The organism is Streptococcus sp. 151470009-6 (genome assembly GCF_053628175.1).
Genome location: NZ_JBSEZF010000004.1, coordinates 102,983 through 127,720 on the forward strand (window position 1 = coordinate 102,983; position 24,738 = coordinate 127,720).

Here is a 24,738-nt window from a genome sequence, read left to right on the forward strand (position 1 = left end):
TTTCATCAGATGAGCAATTGAAAAACTCCCTGAAATTCGCTATAATAGGTAAGTTGAAAGGATTGGAATATTCCGATGTAAAAATATAAAATTAAATATAGCATTCACTATTATCCTAAAAGAAAAGAAAGAGAAGATATGACTATTCAAGAAGAAATCAAGAAACGCCGTACTTTTGCCATCATCTCCCACCCGGACGCGGGGAAAACAACCATCACTGAGCAGTTGCTCTACTTTGGGGGCGAGATTCGTGAGGCTGGTACTGTAAAAGGGAAGAAAACAGGGACTTTTGCCAAGTCTGACTGGATGGATATCGAGAAACAACGTGGGATTTCGGTCACTTCATCTGTGATGCAATTTGACTACGATGGCAAACGCGTCAACATCCTAGACACCCCAGGGCACGAGGACTTCTCAGAAGATACCTATCGTACCTTGATGGCGGTGGACGCTGCAGTCATGGTCGTGGATTCTGCCAAGGGTATCGAGGCCCAAACCAAGAAATTGTTTGAGGTTGTGAAGCACCGTGGCATTCCAGTCTTTACCTTTATGAACAAGCTGGACCGTGACGGTCGTGAGCCACTGGACCTCTTGCAAGAATTGGAAGAAGTCTTAGGTATTGCGAGTTATCCGATGAACTGGCCCATCGGGATGGGGAAAGCCTTTGAAGGCTTGTATGACCTCTATAATCAACGCTTGGAACTCTATAAAGGGGATGAGCGTTTTGCCAGTCTAGAAGATGGGGACCAGCTCTTTGGCAACAACCCATTCTACGAGCAAGTCAAAGAGGATATTGAACTTTTAAATGAAGCAGGAAATGAGTTTTCAGAGGAAGCTATTCTAGCTGGAGAATTGACACCTGTATTCTTTGGGTCAGCCCTCACTAACTTTGGTGTGCAGACCTTCCTTGAGACTTTCTTGAAATTTGCTCCAGAGCCACATGGACACAAGAAAACAGACGGAGAAATTGTCGATCCTTATGACAAGGATTTCTCAGGATTTGTCTTTAAAATCCAAGCCAACATGGACCCTCGTCACCGTGACCGCATCGCCTTTGTCCGTATCGTATCGGGCGAATTTGAGCGTGGGATGAGTGTTAACCTTCCTCGTACTGGTAAGGGTGCTAAACTGTCTAATGTTACCCAGTTTATGGCGGAAAGTCGTGAGAATGTGACCAATGCCGTAGCTGGAGATATCATCGGGGTTTACGATACAGGTACTTACCAGGTTGGAGATACGCTAACTGTTGGGAAAAACAAGTTTGAGTTTGAACCACTGCCAACCTTTACTCCAGAGATTTTCATGAAGGTTTCGCCTAAGAACGTCATGAAACAAAAATCCTTCCATAAGGGAATGGAGCAGTTGGTACAAGAAGGAGCCATCCAACTTTATAAGAATTACCAAACAGGCGAGTATATGCTAGGTGCTGTCGGCCAACTCCAGTTTGAAGTCTTCAAGCACCGCATGGAAGGGGAGTACAACGCGGAAGTTGTCATGACTCCAATGGGTAAAAAGACAGTTCGTTGGATCAAGCCAGAGGACCTAGACGAACGCATGTCTTCTAGCCGAAACATCTTGGCTAAGGATCGCTTCGACCAACCTGTCTTCCTCTTCGAAAATGACTTTGCCCTCCGCTGGTTTGCGGATAAGTATCCAGACGTAGAGTTGGAAGAGAAAATGTAAATCGTTACAAATGACTAGCAACATAAAGTTGCTGTCATTTGACGGTAACCGCTATGGCGGTTACCTAAACGCTTCACTAGGAAAAAACCACGAATATTATCGATTCGTGGTTTTTCCCGTCGTAACAGAAAGGAAGTAGTCTAGCTAACTGCCTTACTAACTACGTTTGGCAAATAGAATCGATTTGCCAAACTCCGTGTCGTAGTGTAAAGTGACAGAAATCGCTATAGCGGATTGCATAAATTACAATCAACCAAATTGAATACATAATAGATAGAGTACACAATATAGTTTGAATCATAAGATAAGATAATTTAATTATAGATTTTAATAGAAAAAGCAACGGAATAATCTCTCCGTTGCTTTTTGTTAGATTTTATATTTTCGGTAAAAATCGACCTTGACCTGGATAAAGGTTTCAGCTTCGCGTAGTAGCTGCAGTAGGGTGGCTCGGGTCTCAAACTCCTCGCGTGTTTTAGGGAGACTCCGATTGCGGAAGACTTGCAGATAGCGTTCGATGTCATCAAGTAGGTCATGAGCAGGATTGGTCTGGCTTAGCTGGGCAGCGATCTTAGAAAAGAGCTGGGCCAAAATCAAACTCTCACTTGCAGCCAGATGACAGGTATTAATCTGCTGGGCCATATTTCGCAGGATACGACTTTGTCGCTGTCTCATCTCAAAGTAGTGGATGTGGTAGTCCGTCTGGTGAAAGAGGTGGTCCGAGTGGTCCAAATAGACAAGCTTGAGGGCTTCATCAAGAAGGCTATCTAACTCGTCAACGAGTTGGGCTTGATTGCGCCCGTCTCCTCTTGACAGATAGTATTTAAAGCGAAGCAGGATGTCTTTTAACTTTTCTTCGACCTGAAGGTGATAGCTGTGAATGGCCTTTTCCCGAGAGGGCATGTAAAGGTTGACCAACAGAGCAAAGCTTGTCCCGATGAGAAAGAGGAGCACTTCATTGAGCAAGAGAGCTGGAGAAGTAGACTCCTGTACCAAGAGATGACCGACCAAGACACTGCTAGGTGTGATGCCGATTTCCCAGCCCATTTTGTAAGCAAGAGGCACGTAGAGAGCCAGATAGAGGCCTAGACTCCAGATGTGAAAGCCGGTCAGCTGAAAGGCTAGAACGCCGATAGCGAGCGCTAGGAGCATGGAAAAGAGGCGGTTACGGGCCAATTTTAGCGTACTTCTGCGCGTGTCAGAAAGGCTTAAGAGGGCGATAATGCCAGCTGAAACCGCTGATGATAAATCTAAAAAATAAGCGAGAAAACAAGCGAGGCAGGTCGCCAAGATCAGTTTTGTCGTACGTTGGGTGATAGACATGAGAATTTCCTAAAAAGTTGATAATAGAGAGCGGAAAGGAGCAAATCCCACGCTTTTGTTGATTATAGTATAAATATGCCATAAAATCAAGATTTGACTAAATAATCAAATGAAATTTGAATATTTATAGGGAATAGTCTTCAGATAAGTTATGGTATAATAGGAAAAAGGAGTTTTGTATGCAAGAATTTTTTCAACGTTATCTTGACAAATTGGATCTCACAGGCCTATTAGAGAATCTTTTGACCAAGTTGATCTCTCTTTTGATTCTCATCCTTCTATTTTATATAGCCAAAAAGATCCTCCATGCGACTGTCCGAAAGATTGTCAAGCCCTCCCTTAAATTCTCAAATCGAGATGCTGGCAGACAAAAGACCATTTCTCGTTTGCTTGAGAATATCTTTAACTATACCCTTTATTTCTTTTTAATCTACTGTATCCTGTCCATTTTAGGCTTGCCGGTTTCTAGTCTCCTTGCTGGGGCAGGAATTGCTGGGGTTGCCATTGGGATGGGGGCGCAAGGTTTTCTATCCGATGTCATCAATGGCTTTTTCATCCTCTTTGAACGCCAGCTCGATGTGGGCGACGAAGTGGTTCTCACAAATGGACCGATTACCGTGTCTGGCAAGGTTGTCAGTGTCGGAATCCGTACGACCCAACTTCGAAGTGAGGACCAAGCCCTTCACTTTGTTCCTAACCGAAATATCACTGTTGTCAGCAACTTTTCCCGCACAGAGTAGGTCTGCTATTTTGGTAGATTTGTGGTACAATAGAAAGAGTTTGGTAAAGGAGAAAATATGTTTGTAGAAAAGCAGTTGGGCAATGGATGCACTTGGATTAACCTAGATTTGGGAAAATTGAAAAAACTAGAAGATCTCTCTGAAATCTATGGATTGGACAAGGAAACCATTGAATACGCACTGGATAGAAATGAGCGTGCCCACATGGACTACCACCGCGAAAGTGGAACCGTCACCTTTATCTACAATGTATTGGATTTGAAAAAGGACAAGGAATACTATGAAGCCTTTCCCATGACCTTTATCGTTGAACATCAGCGCTTGATTACGATTAGTAATAAGAAAAATGCCTATGTGATTGAACAGATGACACGTTATTTAGAGAGTCATGATATGCTTTCTATTTACAAATTTCTCTTTGCTAGTCTGGAAATCATCAGCAATGCCTACTATCCTGTCATCGAGCAGATGGATAAGAGTAAGGATGAGGTCAATGGCCTCTTGCGTCAGCGAACGACCAAGAAAAACCTCTTTGCCCTTTCCGACTTGGAGACTGGTATGGTCTATCTGACAGCGGCTGCCAAGCAAAATCGCATGTTGCTAGAACATATCCAAGGACATGCCCTTTATCGCAGATTTAACGAAGTTGAGAGAGAACAGTTTGATGATGCCATGATTGAGGCTCATCAGTTGGTTTCGATGACCGATTTGATCTCTCAAGTTCTGCAACAACTATCAGCATCTTACAACAATATCCTAAACAACAACCTGAATGATAACTTGACAACCTTGACCATTATTTCAGTTTTACTAGCAGTCTTGGCAGTAGTGACGGGCTTCTTCGGGATGAATGTTCCCCTCCCCTTCACAGACGAGCCCTATGCTTGGGTCTACATCAGCTTGGCTAGTGCGGTTTTATGGTTGGTCTTGTCATTGATTTTGAGAAAAATTGCGAAAAAAAGTTAAGAAAAGGAGCCAGAATGGCAATTGAAAACTATATGCCAGATTTTGCTGTGGAAGCAGTCTATGATCTGACAGTCCCAAGCCTGCAGGCGCAGGGGATCAAGGCTGTTTTGGTCGATTTGGACAATACCCTCATTGCTTGGAACAACCCTGATGGGACACCAGAGATGAAACAGTGGCTACATGACCTTCGGGATGCAGGCATTCGCATCATTGTAGTCTCAAATAACACCAAAAAACGGGTTCAACGAGCAGTTGAGAAATTTGGAATTGATTACGTTTATTGGGCTCTTAAACCCTTCACCTTTGGAATAGACCGTGCCATGAAGGAATTTCACTATGAGAAAAACGAAGTGGTTATGGTCGGCGACCAGCTCATGACGGATATTCGAGCAGCTCATCGTGCAGGTATTCGCTCAATCTTAGTCAAACCCTTGGTCCAACATGACTCTATCAAGACGCAAATCAACCGAGCTCGCGAGCGCCGTGTCATGAAGCAAATTACTGAAAAGTACGGACCGATTACATATAAAAAAGGAATCTAACTATGGAAGAAATTCTCTGTATTGGTTGTGGAGCAACCATTCAGACGACAGACAAGGCTGGTCTTGGTTTCACCCCCCAGTCAGCACTTGAAAAAGGGTTGGAGACAGGCGAAGTCTATTGCCAACGCTGTTTCCGTCTCCGTCATTACAATGAAATTACAGATGTCCAGTTGACGGACGATGATTTCCTCAAACTCTTGCACGAGGTGGGAGACAGTGATGCCTTGGTGGTCAATGTCATTGATATCTTTGACTTTAATGGCTCTGTCATCCCAGGCTTGCCACGTTTTGTATCAGGCAATGATGTCCTCTTGGTCGGAAATAAAAAAGATATCCTGCCTAAGTCTGTTAAACCAGGTAAGATTAGCCAATGGCTGATGGAACGTGCCCACGAGGAAGGACTTCGTCCAGTAGATGTCGTTCTGACATCAGCCCAAAACAAGCATGCCATTAAGGAAGTCATTGATAAGATTGAGCATTATCGTAAGGGACGCGATGTCTATGTAGTTGGTGTAACTAACGTTGGAAAGTCAACCCTTATCAACGCTATTATCCAAGAAATCACGGGTGACCAAAATGTCATCACGACTTCACGCTTTCCTGGGACAACCTTGGACAAGATTGAGATCCCACTTGATGACGGATCTTATATCTACGATACGCCGGGAATCATCCACCGCCACCAGATGGCCCACTACTTGACAGCTAAAAACCTCAAGTATGTCAGCCCTAAAAAGGAAATCAAGCCCAAAACCTATCAGCTTAACCCTGAGCAAACTCTATTTTTAGGAGGTTTGGGCCGATTTGACTTCATTGCAGGAGAAAAGCAAGGTTTTACAGCCTTCTTTGACAATGAACTCAAATTGCATCGTACTAAGCTTGAAAGCGCTAGTGCTTTCTACGACAAGCACCTCGGAACCCTTCTGACACCACCAAATAGCAAGGAAAAAGAAGATTTTCCAAAACTAGTCCAGCATGTATTTACTATCAAGGACAAAACAGACCTAGTCATCTCAGGACTAGGCTGGATCCGTGTAACAGGAAGCGCAAAAGTCGCTGTCTGGGCACCAGAAGGCGTCGCAGTTGTCACACGAAAAGCCATTATTTAAACACAGAAAGGAAAGGGTTGTCTTTATTATGGCGAGCATTGCGAGCCCCATGGATAATACTTTTCGCCGTGGTGTCAGTTGGTACAAGTGATTGTACCAATTGCGGAAAATTTGAGACCTTAGGCTCAAATTTTAGTCATGAAAGTCCGAAGGACTTTGCTGACGTCCGTCACCACTTTAGAAAAGTATAAAAAGAAACTCTTTTAAAGAAATTATGTCATTAACATCGAAACAACGTGCCTTCCTCAACAGCCAGGCACACACCCTCAAACCTATCATTCAAATTGGAAAAAATGGTCTCAACGACCAAATCAAGACCAGCGTCCGTCAAGCTCTTGACGCACGTGAATTGATCAAGGTTACTCTCTTGCAAAACACAGATGAAAACATCCATGAAGTAGCTGAAATCTTGGAAGAAGAAATTGGTGTGGATACTGTCCAAAAAATCGGACGCATCTTGATCTTGTTTAAACAATCCAGCAAGAAAGAAAATCGCAAGATTTCTAAGAAAGTTAAAGAAATCTAAACACTTACTCCAAACAACTGTTTTTACAGAGAATTAAAGGAAGACGAGCCTATGGCAATCGAATTATTGACTCCCTTTACCAAGGTAGAGTTGGAGCCAGAAATCAAGGAGAAAAAGCGCAAACAAGTCGGGATTCTAGGGGGGAATTTTAACCCTGTTCACCATGCCCATCTTGTTGTGGCGGACCAAGTACGACAACAGTTAGGACTGGACCAGGTCCTACTCATGCCTGAATATCAGCCACCTCATGTAGACAAAAAAGAAACCATCCCTGAACACCACCGTCTCAAGATGCTTGAATTGGCGATTGAGGGGATCGAAGGCCTAGCTATTGAAACCATTGAGCTAGAGCGCAAGGGGATTTCCTACACCTACGACACTATGAAGATTTTGACAGAGCAACATCCAGATACGGATTATTACTTTATTATCGGAGCTGATATGGTGGACTACCTGCCCAAGTGGTATCGGATTGATGAACTGGTTGATATGGTTCAGTTTGTGGGGGTTCAGCGCCCACGCTACAAGGCAGGGACTTCTTATCCAGTCATCTGGGTGGATGTGCCTCTCATGGATATTTCCTCCAGCATGGTACGTGACTTCATTGCCCAAGGTCGGAAACCCAACTTTCTCCTACCTCAGCCAGTGCTAGACTACATCGAGAAGGAGGGGCTCTACTGATGGCCTATCAAGACTATATCAACTGCTCCCGAGAGGCTTTGTTGGAAAGAATGGCAGAGCTTCTACCTGAAAAACGTTTGACCCATTGTCTGGGTGTAGAGCGTGCAGCTATAGAGCTAGCGGAGAGATTTGGAGTCGATACCGAGAAAGCTGGTCTAGCAGGCCTTCTTCATGATTATGCTAAAAAGTTGTCAGATCAGGAATTTCTGGATTTGATTGACCGTTACCAGCTAGACCCTGACCTCAAAAACTGGGGCAATAATGTCTGGCATGGCATGGTCGGCATCTACAAAATCAAGGAAGATTTGAACTTGCAAAACTCTGAAATCCTGCGAGCTATTGAAATCCATACAGTCGGGGCTGGTCAGATGACGGACTTAGACAAGGTCATCTATGTAGCAGACTACATCGAGCACAATCGTGCCTTCCCTGGAGTGGACCAGGCGCGTGAGATTGCAAGTTTGTCACTCAATAAGGCAGTGGCCTACGAAACAGCTCGTACCGTGGAGCATCTAGCTCATCAGGGATTCCCCATCTATCCCCAAACCATTGAAACCTATAACGCCTATGTGCACTATTTGAAAGAAGACTAAATGAACGAAAAAGAATTACTAGAACTAGTCGTGAAAGCGGCTGATGAGAAACGTGCGGAGGATATCCTTGCACTTGATGTACAAGATTTGACCAGTGTGACCGACTACTTTGTTATCACTAGCTCGATGAATAGCCGTCAGTTGGACGCAATCGCTGATAACATTCGTGAAAAAGTAGCCGAAGCTGGTGTTAAAGGCAGCCATGTCGAAGGCGATGCAGCTGGAGGCTGGGTCTTGCTAGACCTCGGTGGTGTCGTCGTGCATATCTTCTCAGAAGAAATGCGTGCCCACTATAACCTTGAAAAACTCTGGCATGAGGCGGCTTCTGTAGATATTTCAGAAGCCTTAGCATAGGATATGAACTCAGTTGCAGTCAACTGGGTTTCTTTGCTTATTTTAAAAGGAAAGTGATAGAAAGGATTTGAACCCGTCCTGTAATCGTCGGAAAATAGATAGCTTTGGCTTGGATCAGGATCCTAAGTCCAAGATCCTAATTTTCATTCCTATTACGGGCGGACTTGGTATCATGAATATGGCGACATATGAAACTTTTGCGGCTGTTTACGATGCTGTGATGGATGATAGTTTATACGATAAATGGACGGATTTTTCCCTCCGTCATTTGCCTAAGACCAAGGAGAGAAAGAAGCTTTTGGAATTGGCTTGTGGGACAGGTATCCAGTCAGTGCGCTTTTCTCAGGCTGGTTTTGATGTAACTGGACTTGATTTGAGTGCTGATATGTTGAAGATTGCGGAGAAGAGAGCGACTTCAGCCAAGCAAAAGATTGATTTTATTGAAGGCAACATGCTGGATTTGTCCAAGGCAGGGAAATATGATTTTGTCACGTGTTATTCGGACTCTATCTGCTACATGCAGGATGAGGTGGAAGTAGGGGATGTCTTTAAGGAAGTATATAATGCCCTCAACGAAGATGGTGTATTTATATTTGATGTGCATTCGACCTACCAGACAGATGAAATTTTTCCAGGCTATTCTTACCATGAAAATGCAGAAGATTTTGCCATGCTCTGGGATACCTACGAGGACGCAGCACCTCACTCTATCGTGCATGAGTTGACCTTTTTCGTCAAGGAAGCAGACGGCTCTTTTAGTCGCCATGATGAAGTGCATGAGGAACGGACCTATGAGGTCCTGACCTATGATGTTTTGCTGGAACAGGCTGGATTTAAGTCCTTCAAACTCTATGCGGACTTTGAGGACAAAGAGCCTACAGAAACCACTACCCGTTGGTTTTTTGTCGCGCAGAAGTAGGAGAACATCATGACCATCACAGGTATTATCGCGGAGTTCAATCCTTTTCATAATGGGCACAAATACCTGCTTGAGCAGGCGGAGGGACTGAAAATCGTTGTCATGTCAGGGAACTTCATGCAGAGAGGGGAGCCTGCTATCGTGGACAAGTGGACACGGGCTCAGATGGCACTGGAAAATGGAGCGGATCTGGTAGTGGAATTGCCCTTTCTAGTCAGTGTTCAGGCAGCTGATTTCTTCGGTCAAGGAGCTGTGGATATCTTGGCACGGCTGGGGATTGATACTCTAGCTTTTGGGACAGAGGAAGTTCTGGATTACCAGAAAATTGCTGACTTATACACAGAGCGAGGTAGTGAGATGGAGAAATTTATAGAAAATCTGCCTGATTCCCTATCTTATCCCCAGAAAACCCAAGCCATGTGGAAGGAATTTGCAGATCTAGATTTTTCAGGCAATACGCCCAATCATGTCCTTGCTCTTGCCTATGCCAAGGCGATAGCAGGGCGAAACATCAAACTGCATCCTATTCAGCGTCAAGGAGCGGGTTATCATTCTGTGGACAGGGAGGTGGACTTTGCCTCGGCGACAGCCCTCCGCCAGCATCAATCAGACCAAGATTTCTTAGAACGCTTTATGCCCTCTGTTACCCTCTTTGAGCACGCCTGTAAGGTGAGCTGGGATGACCATTTTCCCTTGCTTCGCTATCAAATCTTGTCAAATCCCGACCTAACCACCATTTATCAGGTCAATCAAGAAATGGCTGTGCGCATCAAGGATGCCATAAAGACAGCTCAGACTGTTGACGAATTGGTCGAGGCGGTTGCGACCAAGCGTTATACCAAGGCGCGTGTCAGACGCCTCTTGACCTATATCTTGGTGCAGGCCAGAGAAAGCGACTTGCCAGAAGTCATCCATGTCCTTGGCTTTACCGAGAAAGGCAGAAAACATCTCAAGTCTCTGAAAGAGCAGGTCCATCTAGTCAGCCGAATTGGCAAAGAACCTTGGGATGCCATGACCCAAAAGGCAGACCAGATTTACCAACTAGGACAGCCAAGCATCGTAGAGCAGAATTTCGGCAGAGTCCCGATTAGAATAGAAACAAACTAAGTCTACTGAAAGGTAGGCTTTTTTATTGTATGTTTTAATGAAAATCTCATTTTTAAGAGATAGAAAGTTTGTTTGGTGATTTCAGAACTTTCTCCTAAAATTCACACAAAACTCTTCAATTTGGGTTTGTGAAAATCGGTTTTTTGTGATAGAATATTAAGGAATGTATGTCATTCGATAAACAAATTTAATGAGGTAAAAACATGGAAATCATGACACTTGCGATTGCTGTTTTTGCCGTCATCATTGGTTTAGTCATTGGATATGTCAGCATCTCAGCTAAGATGAAATCATCTCAAGAGGCTGCAGAGTTGATGCTTCTAAATGCTGAACAAGAAGCAACTAATTTACGAGGACAAGCTGAGCGCGAAGCGGATTTATTGCTAAATGAAGCCAAGAGCGAAAGCAAGTCTCTTAAAAAAGAAGCACTATTGGAGGCCAAAGAGGAAGCCAGAAAATACCGTGAAGAAGTGGACGCTGAATTTAAGTCAGAACGTCAGGAGCTCAAGCAAATCGAAAGTCGTTTGACGGAGAGAGCAACGAGTCTTGACCGCAAAGACGACAATTTGACGAACAAAGAAAAAACACTTGAACAAAAAGAACAAAGTATTTCTGATAGAGCAAAAAACCTTGATGCACGTGAAGAGCAATTAGAGGAAGTCGAAAGACAAAAAGAAGCTGAACTTGAACGTATCGGTTCCCTTTCCCAAACTGAGGCTCGAGATATTATCTTGGCTCAGACAGAGGAAAATTTGACCAAGGAAATTGCTAGCCGCATTCGTGAGGCAGAGCAAGAGGTCAAGGAACGTTCAGACAAGATTGCGAAAGATATCTTGGTTCAGGCTATGCAACGTATCGCTGGTGAGTATGTAGCAGAGTCAACAAACTCGACAGTTCACCTACCAGACGATACCATGAAGGGACGCATTATCGGTCGTGAAGGACGCAATATTCGTACCTTTGAAAGTTTGACAGGGGTCGATGTGATTATCGACGATACACCGGAAGTGGTGACCTTGTCAGGATTTGATCCGATTCGTCGTGAAATTGCTCGTATGACCATGGAAATGTTGCTCAAGGATGGCCGTATCCATCCAGCTCGTATCGAGGAGTTGGTGGAGAAAAACCGTCAGGAGATTGACAATAAAATCCGTGAATATGGGGAGGCTGCTGCCTATGAGATTGGTGCGCCAAACCTCCATCCAGACTTGATGAAGATCATGGGACGCTTGCAGTTCCGTACTTCTTATGGACAAAATGTCTTGCGTCATTCGATTGAGGTTGCTAAGTTATCTGGTATCATCGCGAGTGAACTTGGTGAAAATGCGGCTCTTGCCCGTCGTGCTGGATTCCTTCATGACATCGGGAAAGCTATTGACCGCGAGGTTGAAGGCAGTCACGTTGAGATTGGTACGGAGTTGGCTCGTAAGTACAAGGAACACCCAGTTGTGGTCAATACCATTGCTAGCCACCACGGAGATGTGGAAGCTGAAAGTGTCATTGCAGTGATCGTTGCTGCAGCAGATGCCTTGAGTGCAGCGCGTCCAGGTGCTCGTAGTGAATCTCTTGAGAGCTATATCAAGCGTCTCCATGATTTGGAAGAAATCGCTAATGGCTTTGAAGGGGTGCAAAATAGCTTTGCCCTTCAAGCAGGACGTGAAATCCGTATCATGGTTAATCCAGGACAAATCAAAGACGACAAAGTCACAATCTTGGCTCACAAAGTTCGTGAGAAAATTGAAAACAATCTCGATTACCCAGGAAATATCAAGGTAACCGTGATCCGCGAACTTCGTGCAGTAGATTATGCTAAATAAATAAGAAAGAGCAGTTGAAATATTACTGCTTTTTTGTTACACTAGATAGAAAGACTGTAGAAGGATAACTGACGCAATCATCAGTATCCGAGAGAAATTTCACTTTATTTCACAGACTAACTAAAGGAGACATAATGGCAGACCGAGGCTTGCTAATCGTTTTTTCTGGTCCTTCAGGAGTTGGGAAAGGAACGGTTAGAAGAGAGATTTTTGAGAGTTCTGAGAATCAATTTCAATACTCTGTATCGATGACGACGCGTGCGCAACGTCCTGGTGAAGTGGATGGAGTGGACTATTTCTTCCGTACTCGTGAAGAATTTGAAGAGTTGATCCGTCAAGGTCAGATGTTGGAATATGCAGAATATGTTGGTAACTATTATGGAACTCCTCTGACTTATGTCAATGAAACTTTGGACAAGGGAATCGATGTCTTTCTTGAGATTGAAGTGCAAGGAGCCCTTCAGGTTAAGAAAAAGGTTCCAGACGCTGTCTTTATCTTTCTAACACCACCAGATTTGGATGAATTACAAGATCGTTTGGTAGGTCGTGGAACAGATAGCGCTGAAGTGATTGCCCAACGAATCGAAAAAGCTAAGGAAGAAATTGCTCTCATGCGTGAGTATGATTATGCCATCGTCAACGATCAGGTGCCCCTCGCTGCTGAACGTGTCAAGCGTGTGATCGAAGCAGAACACTTCCGTGTGGACCGTGTCATTGGTCACTATCAGGAAATGTTGCCAAAATCTCCAACTACTCGATAAACTATAGGAAACAGGTACAAACAAATGATGCTTAAACCCTCTATCGATACCTTGCTGGACAAGGTACCATCAAAATATTCACTCGTAATCTTGTTAGCAAAACGTGCCCACGAATTAGAAGCTGGAGCACCTGCAACTCAAGAATTCAAATCTGAAAAATCAACTCTTCGTGCTTTGGAAGAAATCGAGTCTGGAAATGTAACCATTCACCCAGATCCAGAAGGAAAACGTGAAGCGGTTCGTCTCCGTATCGAAGAAGAAAAACGCCGCAAAGAAGAAGAAGAAAAGAAAATCAAAGAGCAAATTGCTAAAGAAAAAGAAGATGGTGAAAAAATTTAAGGTTGGGGGGACTCAATCTTATTTTTTCTATTGCAAGAATGTACTGACAAGAAGGAGGTGAGAAGATGGCTATCGCAAAGATTATCGTGGATGTTCCCCTGATGCAGACGGACCAGCCCTATAGCTACAAGGTCCCTGAGGAATTTGTAGACATGCTGGAAGTCGGTATGCGGGTCCATGTACCCTTCGGCAAGGGCAATCGTTTAATCCAAGGGATTGTGTTGGCCTTGGAGTCCCAGTCGGATGAAGAAGTTGCAGATCAGGACTTGAAAGAGATTGCAGAAGTCCTAGACTTTTCTCCAGTCTTGACTCAGGAGCAACTCTGGCTGGCTGAGGAGTTACGCAAGTCTGTCTTTTCTTACAAAATCTCCATCCTAAAAGCCATGCTTCCGGGATTTTTAAACTCCAGTTATGATAAGATTCTCTATCCTTTAGAAGGCCTAAGCCAGGCAGACAAAGAGCGCTTGTTTGGTTCAGAAGATTCGCTAGCCTTTTCATCTCTAGATTTGGCCAAGCAGGCAGAAATGATGCGTTTGACGAGAAAAGGTCTGCTCCGCTTAGAGTATCAGGCAGTCGATCAGAAGAAGGTCAAGACCCAGTCTTGGTATGAGGTTGATGCTACTCGATTAGAGCAGATTGAGATTTCTGCGCGTGCTAAGAAAAAGGCAGAGCTGAGAGACTATTTGCTAGCTCATCCTGAAAGTGCCCCTCTGGCTAGCTTGTTAGAGTCTTATTCGAGGGAGCAAGTCAACTTTTTTGTGGAGCAAGGTGCTCTAACCCTAGTCCACAAGGAAGTGCAACGTTCAGCTGCTTATTTCGAAGGTATTGAAGCAAGTAGACCTTTGGAGCTGAACCCAGAGCAAAGACAAGCTCGCGATGCGGTTATCAGTGCTATTGGCAGTCAGCAACCTCCTTTCCTCCTTCAAGGGATTACAGGAAGTGGGAAGACAGAGGTTTACTTGCAGATCATCCAAGGAGCCTTGGACAAGGGCAAGACAGCCATTTTGCTGGTGCCTGAGATTTCCCTGACGCCACAGATGACGGAACGTTTCATTGCTCGTTTTGGCGAGAAAGTAGCTATCCTCCACTCAGGCCTTTCCAATGGTGAAAAGTACGATGAATGGCGCAAGGTCGAGCGTGGAGATGCTCAAGTTGTGGTTGGAGCCAGATCGGCCATCTTTGCACCTATAAAAAATCTGGGTGTCATCATTATCGATGAAGAGCATGAAGCTAGTTACAAACAAGACAGCAATCCCCGTTATCATGCCAGAGAGGTCGCCATCTTACGGGCCCAGTACAATAAAGCAGCCCTGGTCCTTGGTTCAGCGACACCGAGCTTAGAGAGCCGTGCGCGTGCTGGAAAAGGTGTCTATCAACACTTACGTCTAACCCAACGGGCCAATCCTTTAGCCACTATTCCTGAGGTTCAATTGATTGACTTTCGTGACTATATCGGGCAGAATGAGACATCAAACTTTACGCCTCCTTTGCTAGAGGCCATCCAAGACCGTTTGGATAAAAAAGAACAGGTAGTCCTCATGCTCAACCGTCGGGGTTATTCTAGCTTTGTTATGTGTCGGGAGTGTGGAACGGTAGATAGCTGTCCCAACTGTGATATTTCTCTGACTCTCCACATGGATACCAAGACCATGAACTGCCATTACTGTGGCTTTTCGAAGGGAATTCCTCATGTCTGTCCCAACTGTCAGAGCCGCAGTATTCGTTACTATGGGACGGGGACTCAGAAAGCCTATGATGAGCTAGCAGAGCTCTTTCCTCAGGCTCGCATTCTGCGGATGGATGTGGATACGACCCGCAGGAAGGGGAGTCACCAAGCTCTTCTTGACCAGTTTGGCCGAGGGGAAGCAGACATCTTGCTGGGAACGCAGATGATTGCCAAGGGCTTGGATTTTCCAAATGTAACCCTAGTAGGAGTGCTCAATGCGGATACGGCCTTGAATCTGCCTGATTTTCGTTCTTCCGAGAGAACCTTCCAACTCTTAACTCAGGTGGCTGGTCGGGCAGGTCGTGCGGAAAAAGCTGGGCAGGTCTTGATCCAGTCTTACAATCCTGATCACTATGCCATTCGATTTGCCAAAGACCAAGACTACGAAGGCTTTTACGCCTATGAAATGAGTATCAGGCGCCAACTCGGCTATCCGCCTTATTATTTCACTATTGGGATTACCCTCTCTCACAAGAAAGAAGAAGAGGTTGTCAAACGTGCCTATGAAGTCATGGGAATTTTGCGCTCAGGTTTATCGGAAACTAGTAAAATCCTTGGACCGACACCAAAACCCATTGCTCGCACCCACAACCTTTACCATTACCAGATTTTGATTAAATACCGTTTAGAAGATGAGCTGGGACCAACCCTCAACCAGGTCTTGGCCTTGACTCAAGAACGGGAAAATAGCAAGCTTCGTCTCAGCATTGACCACGAACCGCAGCAATTTTTATAAGAAGGAGAAGAAATGACAAAACTAATCTTTATGGGAACTCCCGATTTTTCAGCGACAGTTTTGAAGGGGTTGTTATCAGATGATCGTTACGAGATTCTAGCTGTTGTAACCCAGCCAGACCGTGCTGTCGGCCGTAAAAAAGTAATCCAAGAAACCCCAGTCAAGCAGGCTGCCAAAGAAGCAAATCTTCCTATCTACCAACCTGAAAAATTATCTGGAAGCTTAGAGCTGGAAGCTATTATGAATTTAGGAGCGGATGGGATTGTGACCGCTGCTTTTGGGCAGTTTCTCCCAAGCAAACTCCTTGATAGCATGGACTTTGCGGTCAATGTTCACGCCTCCCTTCTTCCCAAACACCGTGGTGGCGCCCCCATTCATTATGCCTTGATTCAAGGGGATGAGGAAGCTGGTGTGACTATCATGGAAATGGTCAAGGAGATGGACGCAGGTGATATGATTTCCCGTCGCAGTATTCCCATCACAGATGAGGACAATGTCGGCACCTTGTTTGAGAAATTGGCAATCGTTGGCCGTGATTTACTCTTGGATACACTACCTGGCTACCTAGCAGGAGAAATACAACCTGAACCACAAGATTCTAGTCAAGTCACTTTCTCGCCAAATATTAAGCCAGAAGAAGAGAAACTTGATTGGACTAAAACCAATCGCCAACTCTTCAACCAAATCAGAGGGATGAACCCATGGCCTGTTGCCCACACTTTTCTCAAGGGTGACCGCTTTAAGATTTATGAAGCCCTACCAGTAGAAGGTCAGGGAAATCCAGGTGAGATCCTCTCAATTGGCAAGAAGGACTTGATCGTCGCAACGGCTGAAGGAGCTCTGTCTCTCAAGCAAGTCCAGCCAGCAGGTAAGCCTAAGATGGACATTGCTTCCTTCCTCAACGGAGTTGGACGGACATTGACTGTAGGAGAACGATTTGGTGACTAAAGTAGAAACGGCTAGAAATCTAGCTCTAGCAGTGTTAGAGGATGTTTTTGTCAACCAAGCATATTCAAATATTGCCTTAAATAAACACCTCAAGGGCAGTCAACTTTCAGCAGCAGACAAGGGTTTGGTGACTGAGATTGTCTACGGAACGGTAGCCCGCAAACTCACCTTAGAATGGTACCTGTCCCACTTTATCCAAGATCGAGACAAGCTAGATAACTGGCTCTATGTTCTTCTTCTCATGAGTACCTACCAACTTCGGTATCTGGATAAGATTCCTAATCACGCTGTAGTCAATGAAGCGGTAGAGCTAGCCAAAGCCCGTAAAAAAGGCAGTGAAAAATTGGTCAACGCCGTCCTTCGTCGTATTTTGCGAGAAGGCTGGCCAGATATTGACAGCATCAAACGCAAAAATAAGCGTGATTCCATTGCCTATTCTATCCCAGTTTGGCTCGTGTCTAAACTTAAGGAAGAATACGGCGAAGAGCGAGCCCAAGCCATCTTTGAAAGCCTCTTGGTGCGCAACAAAGCCAGCATCCGAGTGACCGACTTGAGTCGAAAGGAGGAAATCAAAGCCGTGTTAGAGGCGAGTGATTCACCTTTGGCTGCTTCTGGTTTGGTCAAGGAGCAGGGACACTTTGCGGGACATGATTTGTTTTCAGAGGGTGCTATTACCATCCAAGACGAGTCCAGTCAATTGGTTGCTCCCACTCTTGATCTGCAAGGCCATGAGCAGGTCCTAGATGCCTGTGCAGCTCCGGGTGGGAAAACAGCCCATATGGCTTCTTTCCTCACATCTGGTAAGGTGACGGCTTTGGATCTTTATGATCACAAGTTGGACTTGATCCAAGAAAACGCCCAACGTCTGGGTGTGGCAGATCGAGTGCAAACGCAAAAATTGGATGCCAGAAAAGTACATGAGTTTTTTGAAAAAGACTCTTTTGATAAGATTTTAGTAGATGCCCCTTGTTCTGGGATCGGCCTCTTGCGTCGCAAACCAGACATCAAATACAATAAAGAAACAGCAGATTTCACGTCCTTACAGGAAATTCAGCTGGAAATATTAGGTAGTGTTTGTCAAACACTACGAAAAGGTGGTATAATAACGTATAGTACCTGTACTATTGTCTCTGAGGAGAACTTTCAAGTCGTTGAGGCGTTTTTAGAAAGTCATCCCGAGTTCGAGCAGGTTAAACTAGAACACGAATGTAAAGATATCCTGAAAGATGGCTGTATCCTGATTACTCCAGAATTGTATGGAAGTGATGGATTCTTCATTAGCCAATTTCGTAAGATATCAGATTAGGAAGGAACTGACACAATGGAAATAGCATTATTAACAGATGTTGGTCAGAAACGAACAAATAACCAAGACTATGTCAATCACTTTGTCAACCGAGCAGGACGCACTATGATCCTCTTGGCTGACGGGATGGGAGGGCACCGTGCAGGAAATATCGCTAGTGAAATGGCGGTAACAGACCTAGGCGTGGCTTGGGTGGATACCCAAATCGACTCAGTCAATGAAGTTCGTGAGTGGTTTGCCCACTACCTAGAGATTGAAAATCAAAAAATTCATCAACTAGGTCAGGACGAAGACTACAAAGGTATGGGAACTACGCTAGAAGCTATGGCTATTATTGACAACCAAGCTATCTATGCTCATATTGGAGATTCTCGTATCGGTTTGATTCGTGGAGAAGAGTACCACCAGTTGACCAGTGACCATTCCTTGGTCAATGAATTGCTCAAGGCTGGCCAGTTGACTCCAGAAGAAGCTGAAGCGCATCCCCAAAAAAATATCATCACTCAGTCCATCGGACAAAAAGATGAGATTCAACCAGATTTTGGAATGATTACACTGGAGTCAGGAGATTATCTCCTGCTCAACAGTGATGGTTTGACCAATATGATTTCGGCGAGCGAGATTTATGATATCGTAACCAGTGATATTTCCCTAGCAGACAAGGCGGCAACCCTCATTCGCTTCGCTAACAATGCAGGAGGTTTAGACAACATTACGGTTGCCCTTGTTTACATGAACGAGGAGGCAGCAGAATGATCCAAATCGGCAAGATTTTTGCCGGGCGGTATCGGATTGTCAAGCAGATTGGTCGAGGGGGCATGGCAGATGTTTACCTGGCCAAGGATTTGATCCTAGACGGGGAAGAAGTGGCGGTCAAGGTCCTGAGGACCAACTACCAGACAGACCCGATTGCTGTAGCACGTTTCCAGCGTGAAGCGAGGGCTATGGCAGATCTGGACCATCCTCATATCGTTCGGATAACAGATATTGGTGAGGAAGAAGGTCAACAGTACCTAGCTATGGAGTACGTAGCAGGGCTTGACCTCAAGCGTTATATTAAAGAACACCATCCTCTTTCAAATGAAGAAGCGGTTCGAATCATGGGACAAATCCTCTTGGCCATGCGCTTAGCCCATACTCGAGGCATTGTTCACCGCGATTTGAAACCTCAAAATATCCTCTTGACACCAGACGGCACAGCCAAGGTCACGGACTTTGGGATTGCAGTAGCCTTTGCGGAGACCAGTCTGACTCAGACAAACTCGATGCTGGGTTCCGTTCATTATTTGTCACCTGAGCAAGCGCGTGGTTCTAAAGCGACTTTCCAGAGTGATATCTATGCAATGGGGATCATCTTCTATGAAATGCTGACGGGACATATCCCTTATGATGGGGATAGTGCAGTTACGATTGCTCTCCAGCATTTCCAGAAGCCTCTTCCGTCCGTCATTGCTGAAAATCCATCTGTCCCTCAGGCTTTAGAAAATGTTGTCATCAAGGCAACTGCTAAGAAGTTGTCAGACCGTTATCAGTCTGTTTCAGAAATGTATGTGGACTTGTCAACTAGCTTGTCTTATAATCGTCGGAATGAACCGAAGCTGGTCTTTGACGATGCGAGTAAGGCAGACACTAAGACTTTACCTAAAGTTCCACAAAGTACACTGACATCGATTCCTAAAGCTCCGGCGCAAGAAGAACGCCCTCAGCCAAAGAAACCAACTCAACCAGTGGCAGAGCCGGCTCCAGCGCCAAAACCAGCCAAGAAACGGAAGTTTAAGGCTCGCTATATGATTCTTTTGGCTAGTCTTCTATTGGTTGCAGCCTCTTTGGTCTGGATTTTGTCAAGGACACCAGCAACGATTGCTATTCCTAACGTAGCTGGACAAACCGTTGCAGAGGCTAAGGAAGCTCTTAAAAAATCCAAGTTTGAAGCTGGTGAAGAAAAGTCAGAGGCCAGCGATACAGTAGCAGAAGGACGTGTTATTCGAACGGATCCAGAAGCTGGTAGTGGCCGAAAAGAAGGAACCAAGGTCAATTTGATTGTTTCTTCTGGCAAGCAATCCTTCCAATTGAGCAATTACGTCGGACGCAAGTATACAGAAGTTGTAGCTGAACTCAAGGAGAAAAAGGTACCAGAAAATCTAATCAAGATGGAAGAGGAAGAATCCAGCGAAAGCGAACCAGGAACTATCCTCAGACAAACCCCTGCTTCAGGTTCGACTTATGACCTTTCAAAAGCCACTACGATTACCTTAACAGTTGCTAAGAAGGTGACCAGTGTCAGCATGCCTAGCTACATCGGCTCAAGTCTCGAATTTACTAAGAATAATCTGACTCAGATTGTCGGAGTAAAAGAGGCTAATATTGAGGTTATTGAAGTATCGACTGCTCCTGAAGGAACAGCAGAGGGTACGGTTGTAGATCAAACACCAAAAGCTGGTGAAAAGGTTGACCTTGCTAGAACGCGTATCAAGATTTCGATTTACAAACCGAAAACACCACCGTCAACTTCATCCTCTAACCCTGCTCAACGAGGGAACCAGGGTTCTACAACAACACCAAATCAAGGGAACCAACAAGGGAACCAACAAGGTAATCAACAAGGTAATAATCCTCCAACGAATCAACCAAACAATGAAGGAAACCGCGAAAGTTCTCGAGATTAAACGAATCTTTGTCATGAAATCATGACAAAGATTTTTTTTAACAAGATTTTGTGATAAAATATAGGGAGTAGAAAAAAGGAGGAGAAAATGGACGAATCGAGAGAGTTGAATGCCGTCATTGATGTCATTATGTTAGCTGGAACCATTCTCTTGAAAAGTGGTTCGGAGATTCATCGGGTTGAGGATACTATGATTCGTATTGCCCATTCACAAGGGATTATGGATTGCAATGTACTTGCCATGCCCGCAGCTATTTTCTTTTCTATCGAAAATACCAATATTTCTCGGATGAAACGGGTAACCTCATCCTCTTATAACATTGAAAAAGTCTGTGATGTCAACCAAGTATCACGGGAGCTTGTCGGAGGGCAGATTGATCTCTCGACAGCCTTTAAAAAGCTGAAAGAAATCGGCAATCAAGCCCTTCCTTATAGCAAGTTCCAAGTGACCGTAGCAGCGACCCTCAGTGCCCCTTTCTTCTCGATTATGTTTGGGGGCAATGTCTATGACGCTTTTGGTGCGGCTATTGCGACCTTATTTGGATTTGCCTTCTCTCTCTATGTAGAGAAGTTTGTCCGCATTCCTTTTGTAACAGCCTTTGCGGGAGCCTTTGTTTTTGGCTTGATTGCCCAGTTCTGGGCCCGCTACACTGGATTTCCTTCGACGGCAGACCTGATCATAGCAGGAGCAGTCATGCCCTTTGTTCCAGGGATCGCTCTGACAAATGCGGTTCGGGATATCATGACCAACCATATCAACTCTGGTATGAGCAAGATGTTTGAATCTTTGCTCATTACCCTCGCTTTAGGGGCTGGCACCTCAGTCGCCCTGGTTTTGATGACATAAGATGACTCTAACAAGTATTTTACTCCAAGCAGTGGCGAGTTTACTCGCCATTATCACCTTTTTAATCGTACTAAATGTCCAACGCTCCATGCTCCTTCCTGGTGGTATTCTGGGAATGGGCGTTTGGCTCCTCTATCTCGTTCTCAAAGAACCAACCAATGTCATCGTTGCAACCTTTATCGCAGCAGTAATTGGCTCTTGCATCAGCCAGATTTTAAGTATTGTCTATAAGACACCAGCGGTGGTATTTGTCTTGGCTATTCTTGCCCCCTTGGTGCCAGGTTATTTATCCTATCGGACGACAGCCTTCTTTGTGACAGGCGATTACAGCCATGCCCTTGCCAGCGCGACTTTGGTAGTTATGTTAGCCCTTGTTATTTCTATTGGAATGGCAAGTGGAACGGTAATTCTAAAGCTTTATTACTACATCCGAAAACAACGAGGAATCTCTTCCTAATGCAGTAAAAGCAAAGGCTTGATTTGGTGAATCAAGTCTTTTTTCTCTCTTTTGCCCCTATTTGTGATAAAATAGAATGAAACGATTTTTTACAATGAATGAAAAAACAGAGGTAAATATGACAATCGGTATTGATAAGATTGGTTTTGCGACCAGTCAATATGTCTTGAAATTACAAGACCTAGCAGAAGCGAGGGGAGTTGACCCCGAAAAATTTAGCAAGGGACTCTTGTTAAATGAAATTAGTATTGCGCCATTGACTGAGGACATTGTTACCTTGGCAGCTAGTGCAAGCAACTCTATTTTAACAGACAAAGAAAAAGAAGAAATCGATATGGTCATCGTGGCGACTGAGTCAGGGATTGACCAGAGTAAGGCAGCGGCGGTCTTTGTTCACGGTCTATTAGGTATCCAGCCGTTCGCTCGCAGTTTTGAAATCAAAGAAGCTTGTTACGGAGCAACAGCTGCTCTCCATTATGCCAAGTTGCATGTGGAAAATTCTCCAGAATCCAAGGTCTTGGTCATCGCTAGTGATATTGCCAAGTATGGTGTGGCGACTCCGGGTGAGCCAACTCAGGGCGCTGGAAGTGTGGCCATGCTAATTACGCAAAATCCGCGTATTATGGCCTTTAACAATGATAATGTTGCTCAAACTCGTGACATCATGGATTTCTGGCGTCCAAACTATTCAACGACTCCTTATGTCAATGGTGTCTATTCAACCCAGCAATATCTTGACAGTCTCATGACGACTTGGGATGAATACAAGAAGCGCTACGATTGGACCATGGGTGACTTTGCGGCCATCTGTTTCCACTTGCCTTATCCTAAGCTGGCCCTAAAAGGCTTGCGCAAGATGATGGACAAGACTCTATCTCAGGAAAAACAGGATAGTTTGCAAGAAAACTTTGACAAATCCATTCTCTACAGTCAGATGATTGGGAATATCTATACAGGTTCCCTCTTCCTCGGCCTCCTCTCCCTTTTAGAAAATGCAGAGACTTTGAAGGCTGGCGATAAAATTGCCCTCTACAGTTACGGAAGTGGAGCTGTTTCAGAGTTCTTTAGTGGTGAATTGGTCGAAGGCTATGAAGCTTATCTCGACAAAGAGCGCTTGAGCAAACTCCAGCAACGTACAGTCCTATCCGTTGTAGACTATGAAAAAGTCTTCTTCGAAGAGGTGCAGTTGGATGAATCTGGTTCAGCCCAATTTGCAGCTTATGAACATCAAGACTATGCCTTGGTGGAGATTGTCGACCACCAACGCCGTTATAACAAGGTTGAAAAATAATGAAGATAAGTTGGAATGGATTTTCTAAAAAATCATACCATGAGCGCCTTGAGTTGTTGCGAGCTCAGGCGCTCCTTAGTCCTGAAAAGCAAACGAGTCTCGAGCAGGATGAACAAGTCAGCTTGGCAGTTGCAGACCAGCTGAGTGAGAATGTGGTAGGAACTTTTTCTCTGCCTTATTCGATCATTCCAGAACTTTTGGTGAATGGTCAGGATTATACAGTTCCTTATGTCACAGAAGAGCCGTCAGTGGTTGCTGCGGCTAGCTATGCTAGTAAAATCATTAAGCGGTCAGGTGGCTTTACTGCTCAGGTTCATCAGCGCCAGATGATTGGTCAGGTAGCCCTTTATCAAGTTGCTGATCCTGAACAAGCGCAAGCGAAGATTGCCAGTAAGAAAGCGGAGCTCTTGGAACTTGCCAATCAAGCTTATCCTTCTATCGTTAAACGCGGTGGAGGGGCGCGTGATTTGCATGTAGAACAGATCAAAGGTGAAACAGACTTTCTCGTTGTTTATCTCCATGTCGATACCCAGGAAGCCATGGGAGCCAATATGCTCAATACCATGCTGGAAGCCTTGAAGCCAGTCTTAGAAGAACTCAGTCAGGGGCAGAGTCTCATGGGAATCCTGTCCAATTACGCGACAGATTCTCTAGTGACAGCAAGCTGTCGTATTGCCTTTCGCTACTTGAGCCGACAAAAGGATGAAGCCAGAGAAATAGCAGAGAAAATAGCTTTGGCTAGCCAGTTTGCGCAGGCAGATCCTTACCGAGCAGCTACTCATAATAAAGGGATTTTTAATGGTATCGATGCCATTTTAATCGCCACGGGTAATGACTGGCGTGCTATCGAAGCTGGGGCTCATGCCTTTGCCAGTCGAGATGGACGCTATCGAGGTCTTAGTCAATGGACGCTGGACATGGAAAGAGAAGAATTGGTCGGTGAGATGACCCTACCTATGCCTGTAGCGACCAAGGGTGGCTCTATCGGTCTCAATCCCCGTGTAGCTCTTAGTCACGAACTACTGGGAAATCCTTCTGCTAAAGAATTAGCTCAGATTATCGTGTCCATCGGTCTTGCACAAAACTTTGCGGCCCTCAAAGCCTTGGTGAGTACGGGCATCCAGCAGGGCCACATGAAATTGCAGGCCAAATCCCTAGCTCTCCTAGCTGGTGCTAGTGAGTCCGAGGTTGCTCCCCTGGTTGAGCGCCTCATCGCAGATAAAACCTTTAACTTAGAGACAGCCCAGCGCTATCTGGAAAATTTACGATCATAAAAAACTCAGACGAATTCGTCTGAGTTTT

Annotated in this window: 24 protein-coding genes; 23 read left to right on the forward strand and 1 reads right to left on the reverse strand. The window is 44.9% G+C overall.

Annotation, left to right across the window (positions count from 1 at the left end; all coding sequences use genetic code 11):
• The first annotated feature begins 138 nt into the window (after nucleotides 1-138).
• Nucleotides 139-1,683, forward strand: a complete 1,545-nt coding sequence (locus tag ACUW6H_RS06645) for a peptide chain release factor 3 (protein ID WP_454363155.1) — start codon at nucleotides 139-141, stop codon at nucleotides 1,681-1,683.
• Nucleotides 1,684-2,052: 369 nt separating this feature from the next.
• Here ACUW6H_RS06645 and ACUW6H_RS06650 read toward each other — a convergent pair whose 3' ends face one another.
• Nucleotides 2,053-3,006 carry an aromatic acid exporter family protein gene (locus ACUW6H_RS06650; RefSeq protein WP_454363156.1) on the reverse strand — a complete coding sequence of 318 codons (954 nt, stop codon included), beginning with the start codon at nucleotides 3,004-3,006 and terminating at the stop codon, nucleotides 2,053-2,055.
• Nucleotides 3,007-3,185: 179 nt separating this feature from the next.
• Here ACUW6H_RS06650 and ACUW6H_RS06655 point away from each other — a divergent pair, with 179 nt between their 5' ends.
• The 22 genes from ACUW6H_RS06655 (at nucleotide 3,186) to ACUW6H_RS06760 (ending at nucleotide 24,710) form a co-directional block, all read left to right on the forward strand.
• Nucleotides 3,186-3,746: a mechanosensitive ion channel family protein gene (locus ACUW6H_RS06655; RefSeq protein ID WP_049536686.1), complete on the forward strand. Its 561-nt coding sequence runs from the start codon at nucleotides 3,186-3,188 to the stop codon at nucleotides 3,744-3,746.
• Nucleotides 3,747-3,803: 57 nt separating this feature from the next.
• Nucleotides 3,804-4,712 carry a magnesium transporter CorA family protein gene (locus ACUW6H_RS06660; RefSeq protein WP_049536684.1) on the forward strand — a complete coding sequence of 303 codons (909 nt, stop codon included), beginning with the start codon at nucleotides 3,804-3,806 and terminating at the stop codon, nucleotides 4,710-4,712.
• Nucleotides 4,713-4,726: 14 nt separating this feature from the next.
• A complete protein-coding gene (locus ACUW6H_RS06665; RefSeq protein WP_006153778.1) occupies nucleotides 4,727-5,254 on the forward strand; it encodes a YqeG family HAD IIIA-type phosphatase in 528 nt (175 codons plus the stop codon).
• Between the two features lie 2 nt (nucleotides 5,255-5,256).
• Nucleotides 5,257-6,363: a ribosome biogenesis GTPase YqeH gene (gene yqeH, locus ACUW6H_RS06670; protein ID WP_000391186.1), complete on the forward strand. Its 1,107-nt coding sequence runs from the start codon at nucleotides 5,257-5,259 to the stop codon at nucleotides 6,361-6,363.
• Between the two features lie 214 nt (nucleotides 6,364-6,577).
• Entirely contained in the window at nucleotides 6,578-6,889 is a 312-nt protein-coding gene (yhbY, locus tag ACUW6H_RS06675; protein ID WP_000060169.1) for a ribosome assembly RNA-binding protein YhbY, read from the forward strand.
• Nucleotides 6,890-6,940: 51 nt separating this feature from the next.
• On the forward strand, nucleotides 6,941-7,570 hold the full coding sequence (locus ACUW6H_RS06680; RefSeq protein WP_000963695.1) for a nicotinate-nucleotide adenylyltransferase: 630 nt from the start codon (nucleotides 6,941-6,943) through the stop codon (nucleotides 7,568-7,570).
• Nucleotides 7,570-8,163 carry a bis(5'-nucleosyl)-tetraphosphatase (symmetrical) YqeK gene (gene yqeK / locus ACUW6H_RS06685; RefSeq protein ID WP_096408158.1) on the forward strand — a complete coding sequence of 198 codons (594 nt, stop codon included), beginning with the start codon at nucleotides 7,570-7,572 and terminating at the stop codon, nucleotides 8,161-8,163. Before ACUW6H_RS06680 ends, yqeK begins: the two co-directional genes overlap by 1 nt.
• Entirely contained in the window at nucleotides 8,164-8,517 is a 354-nt protein-coding gene (gene rsfS, locus ACUW6H_RS06690) for a ribosome silencing factor (protein ID WP_084856928.1), read from the forward strand.
• 178 nt (nucleotides 8,518-8,695) lie between these two features.
• The gene (locus ACUW6H_RS06695; RefSeq protein WP_331712111.1) at nucleotides 8,696-9,436 is read left to right on the forward strand and encodes a class I SAM-dependent DNA methyltransferase; all 741 of its coding nucleotides are present in this window, start codon (nucleotides 8,696-8,698) and stop codon (nucleotides 9,434-9,436) included.
• 9 nt (nucleotides 9,437-9,445) lie between these two features.
• A complete protein-coding gene (locus ACUW6H_RS06700; RefSeq protein WP_096408155.1) occupies nucleotides 9,446-10,543 on the forward strand; it encodes a nucleotidyltransferase in 1,098 nt (365 codons plus the stop codon).
• 203 nt (nucleotides 10,544-10,746) lie between these two features.
• Nucleotides 10,747-12,360: a ribonuclease Y gene (locus tag ACUW6H_RS06705; RefSeq protein WP_033606008.1), complete on the forward strand. Its 1,614-nt coding sequence runs from the start codon at nucleotides 10,747-10,749 to the stop codon at nucleotides 12,358-12,360.
• A gap of 134 nt (nucleotides 12,361-12,494) precedes the next feature.
• Nucleotides 12,495-13,121, forward strand: coding sequence for a guanylate kinase (gmk, locus tag ACUW6H_RS06710; protein WP_000775041.1), 627 nt, complete (start codon nucleotides 12,495-12,497; stop codon nucleotides 13,119-13,121).
• Nucleotides 13,122-13,145: 24 nt separating this feature from the next.
• The gene (gene rpoZ, locus ACUW6H_RS06715) at nucleotides 13,146-13,460 is read left to right on the forward strand and encodes a DNA-directed RNA polymerase subunit omega (RefSeq protein WP_096408152.1); all 315 of its coding nucleotides are present in this window, start codon (nucleotides 13,146-13,148) and stop codon (nucleotides 13,458-13,460) included.
• Between the two features lie 65 nt (nucleotides 13,461-13,525).
• On the forward strand, nucleotides 13,526-15,922 hold the full coding sequence (locus ACUW6H_RS06720) for a primosomal protein N' (RefSeq protein WP_454363286.1): 2,397 nt from the start codon (nucleotides 13,526-13,528) through the stop codon (nucleotides 15,920-15,922).
• A gap of 12 nt (nucleotides 15,923-15,934) precedes the next feature.
• Nucleotides 15,935-16,870 (forward strand): methionyl-tRNA formyltransferase, encoded by a 936-nt coding sequence (gene fmt / locus ACUW6H_RS06725; RefSeq protein WP_096408147.1) that lies wholly within the window; start codon nucleotides 15,935-15,937, stop codon nucleotides 16,868-16,870.
• Nucleotides 16,863-18,176, forward strand: a complete 1,314-nt coding sequence (gene rsmB, locus ACUW6H_RS06730) for a 16S rRNA (cytosine(967)-C(5))-methyltransferase RsmB (RefSeq protein WP_454363288.1) — start codon at nucleotides 16,863-16,865, stop codon at nucleotides 18,174-18,176. Before fmt ends, rsmB begins: the two co-directional genes overlap by 8 nt.
• Nucleotides 18,177-18,191: 15 nt before the next feature.
• The gene (locus ACUW6H_RS06735; protein ID WP_096408142.1) at nucleotides 18,192-18,932 is read left to right on the forward strand and encodes a Stp1/IreP family PP2C-type Ser/Thr phosphatase; all 741 of its coding nucleotides are present in this window, start codon (nucleotides 18,192-18,194) and stop codon (nucleotides 18,930-18,932) included.
• Nucleotides 18,929-20,842 carry a Stk1 family PASTA domain-containing Ser/Thr kinase gene (gene pknB, locus ACUW6H_RS06740; protein ID WP_454363291.1) on the forward strand — a complete coding sequence of 638 codons (1,914 nt, stop codon included), beginning with the start codon at nucleotides 18,929-18,931 and terminating at the stop codon, nucleotides 20,840-20,842. The genes ACUW6H_RS06735 and pknB overlap by 4 nt, the downstream gene beginning before the upstream one ends.
• Before the next feature lie 87 nt (nucleotides 20,843-20,929).
• A complete protein-coding gene (locus ACUW6H_RS06745; RefSeq protein WP_000344541.1) occupies nucleotides 20,930-21,688 on the forward strand; it encodes a threonine/serine exporter family protein in 759 nt (252 codons plus the stop codon).
• Between the two features lies 1 nt (nucleotide 21,689).
• Nucleotides 21,690-22,145 (forward strand): threonine/serine exporter family protein, encoded by a 456-nt coding sequence (locus ACUW6H_RS06750; protein WP_000176905.1) that lies wholly within the window; start codon nucleotides 21,690-21,692, stop codon nucleotides 22,143-22,145.
• A 118-nt stretch (nucleotides 22,146-22,263) separates the two neighbouring features.
• The gene (locus tag ACUW6H_RS06755) at nucleotides 22,264-23,436 is read left to right on the forward strand and encodes a hydroxymethylglutaryl-CoA synthase (protein WP_454363373.1); all 1,173 of its coding nucleotides are present in this window, start codon (nucleotides 22,264-22,266) and stop codon (nucleotides 23,434-23,436) included.
• A complete protein-coding gene (locus tag ACUW6H_RS06760; protein WP_454363293.1) occupies nucleotides 23,436-24,710 on the forward strand; it encodes a hydroxymethylglutaryl-CoA reductase, degradative in 1,275 nt (424 codons plus the stop codon). The genes ACUW6H_RS06755 and ACUW6H_RS06760 overlap by 1 nt, the downstream gene beginning before the upstream one ends.
• The last annotated feature ends 28 nt before the right edge of the window (nucleotides 24,711-24,738 follow it).